4 protein-coding genes are annotated in these 2070 nt (G+C 39.5%); 1 reads left to right on the top strand and 3 read right to left on the bottom strand.

Annotation, left to right across the window (positions count from 1 at the left end):
• On the top strand, positions 1 to 240 hold a 240-nt coding region (locus ACHUFI_RS22330; protein ID WP_394253192.1), incomplete at its 5' end, for a transposase.
• Between the two features lie 35 nt (positions 241 to 275).
• Here ACHUFI_RS22330 and ACHUFI_RS22325 read toward each other — a convergent pair.
• The 3 genes from ACHUFI_RS22325 to ACHUFI_RS22315 all read right to left on the bottom strand — a co-directional run bounded on the left by ACHUFI_RS22325 (position 276) and on the right by ACHUFI_RS22315 (position 1960).
• On the bottom strand, positions 276 to 605 hold the full coding sequence (locus tag ACHUFI_RS22325) for a DHCW motif cupin fold protein (protein WP_394253191.1): 330 nt from the start codon (positions 603 to 605) through the stop codon (positions 276 to 278).
• A 162-nt stretch (positions 606 to 767) separates the two neighbouring features.
• Positions 768 to 1277 (bottom strand): hypothetical protein, encoded by a 510-nt coding sequence (locus ACHUFI_RS22320; RefSeq protein WP_394253189.1) that lies wholly within the window; start codon positions 1275 to 1277, stop codon positions 768 to 770.
• Positions 1278 to 1420: 143 nt separating this feature from the next.
• Positions 1421 to 1960, bottom strand: coding sequence for a histidine phosphatase family protein (locus ACHUFI_RS22315; RefSeq protein ID WP_394253187.1), 540 nt, complete (start codon positions 1958 to 1960; stop codon positions 1421 to 1423).
• Positions 1961 to 2070 lie beyond the last annotated feature (110 nt).

Below are 2070 nucleotides of genomic sequence, written 5' to 3'. Positions count from 1 at the left end.
CGCTTTAAAGGCAAGCGGATGATACAAGGAGGGCGAGCTCAAGTTAGAACCGTTATGTATATGGCTATGATGTCAGCTATCCAATGCAACCCTATTTTTAAAGCAACTTATGAACGATTACTTGCAGCAGGAAAACCAAAGAAAGTAGCGATAGTTGCCTGTATGAGAAAGATGGTTGTGACACTTAATTCAATGCTAAGAGACGGTGTAATGTGGGATAAGAATAGCGCCAAAAATTAACTATTGACGCCATAGTCTCTTGTTATGTGCGAAGCTTAATCAACAACAAACAGCTTAGCGCCAATTGCTGTAGACGAGCGATGAGCCTCTGCATTGTCAGCTACTTGATAACTCATGCCAGGTTTTAGAATGAATTTTCGACCATCATCTAGCTCGGTGGCTAATTCCCCCGAAAGACAAAACAAGATATGCCCCTTTGAGCACCAATGGTCTGCGAGATAATTTTCAGAATACTCGACCATACGGACTCGCAGCTCACCAAATTTCTTAGTACGCCAATAAGCCATACCTGTTTCACCAGTATGTTCAGTGACCTCGACTTCACTCCAATCTGTGATTCCGAAAGGTATATTCTCAATATCCATATTGATTTCCTCCATAATTTCAATTTGTTACTAGCACATAACGCCGCATTAAGTGGTGAGCAACGCCAACCACCCTACCTAAACCATTGTGACATAAACACTTAAACCGAAGTAAGCCGTAAACGCCAAGCGTTGGGAATCCGTCTTAAATGCTTTGTTATATTAATTTTTTATGAGGTAGCCAAAAAGTGACACTTTATATCTTATATCGATTGAAGTGTGTATTGGACTGTTTACATACATACTTGGTGATGAACAAAGGTCACCATCGATAAAGCCATTTTTTAGCGATAACTCGTAGCAACTAACACTATTTCGATAGTATCGGATTTCCTTGTTTTCGACATTAACCACTGTTTTCATATCAAAATCTGAAAAATGGTATTCCAACCAAACAAAACTTGGAAGTGAGAATACTATGAGTAAAATCGTTGGAAATAGCGATATTACAGCCTGTTTAGCGTTATTCCCTCTAATTTTCCTCAACTTCATTTCAAAGACAGTCGCCATAATAATGATGCTTGAAAGCAGCAGAGCAAACACACCTGATTTGTACGTATAAATTACAGGAGGATTGGCAGCTACTATTGAGATAAATGTAAGAGTACACAACACGAAAAGTGAGCAACAAAACACATAACTCGCATTTTTCATATCATCTCTAGAAAGCATGCTAACTGTCCTCGTGAGCAATTAATATAACGCCCAATTAAGTAGCTGACAATGCTACCAATACACTCAAACTTACCACCTAAATCACTGAAGCTAAACTGAGTTGAAAATGCCAAGCGTTGGCAGTCTGCTTAAATTGCTTGTTAGCCCAATTTTTCCAACGTTAGAGAACGATAGCTTCCACACCCAATGCCGTTATCTTGATAACCTGCCAAGCTTTCGAACACATTGAAATGAGATACTACGATTACCTTTGAGTAATTCGTGTATCTAGATAACACATTTTCTGCACGGCTTTTAAGTGCATCCCAAGACTCATACGGAACATTACCAGCCTCCGTATTATTTTTCAGTGAAGTACGATGCTCATGCCAACGGCGATCTCTTTCTGAAAGTTCTACGTAACCACCATCTAAGTCTGCCCGCCACTCTCGTAAATCATGTTCAACAAAGAGCTCTAAACCTAGTTTACGGTTAATAATTTCAGCCGTTTGGAGCGCTCTTGTATACGGGGAAGATATGATTACTTCTGCTTTTTCAAGTTGAATGTCTTTAACAACCGCGTGCAATTCATGAATGTAGTCTCTATTTAAAGGGGCATAATCTTTTTCTAGTTGGGTCATTTTTCGCTCGTCAGATAACGAATAGTCAGGCACACCATGCCTTACAAATACAATTTCCATTTGTTCTAAATCTCCATTTTTACCGCATTGGGCTAACGCTTAAGTATTTATCCGTTGTCGTAGCACAATGGATAAATACCTGTTGGACTTGGCCGCTTCTATCTATGGAA

The organism is Vibrio profundi (assembly GCF_043642225.1).
Classification (GTDB): domain Bacteria; phylum Pseudomonadota; class Gammaproteobacteria; order Enterobacterales; family Vibrionaceae; genus Vibrio; species Vibrio profundi_A.
Note: the sequence above shows the minus strand (reverse complement) of the source record. Positions and strands in the feature narration are given on the sequence as shown.